The sequence below is a fragment of the Streptomyces sp. NRRL F-5122 genome (genome assembly GCF_001507435.1).
GTDB classification, from domain to species: Bacteria; Actinomycetota; Actinomycetes; order Streptomycetales; family Streptomycetaceae; genus Streptomyces; species Streptomyces lannensis.
Genome location: NZ_LMWH01000191.1, coordinates 1 through 299 on the forward strand (window position 1 = coordinate 1; position 299 = coordinate 299).

General features: G+C 68.6%; 1 protein-coding gene. It reads left to right on the forward strand.

Going from position 1 to position 299, the window contains the following annotated elements:
- The coding region (locus ADL25_RS19270; RefSeq protein WP_159044954.1) for an ROK family protein at positions 1–299 on the forward strand (299 nt) is incomplete at both ends.

Below are 299 nucleotides of genomic sequence, written 5' to 3' on the forward strand. Positions count from 1 at the left end.
GACCTTGCTCAACGACGCGGACGCGGCGGGCGTGGCCGAGATGGAGTTCGGCGCGGGCCGCGACCGCCGGGGCACCGTCATCGTGCTGACGCTGGGCACGGGCATCGGCAGCGCCCTGTTCGTGGACGGTGTGCTCGTACCGAACACGGAGCTCGGTCATCTGGAGCTGAACGGTCACGACGCCGAGAAATGCGCTTCGCCGAAGGCCAAGGAGGACCACGAGCTCACGTGGGAGCACTGGGCCCGCCGGGTGCAGAAGTACCTCGCGCACGTGGAGATGCTGTTCTCGCCCGAGCTGT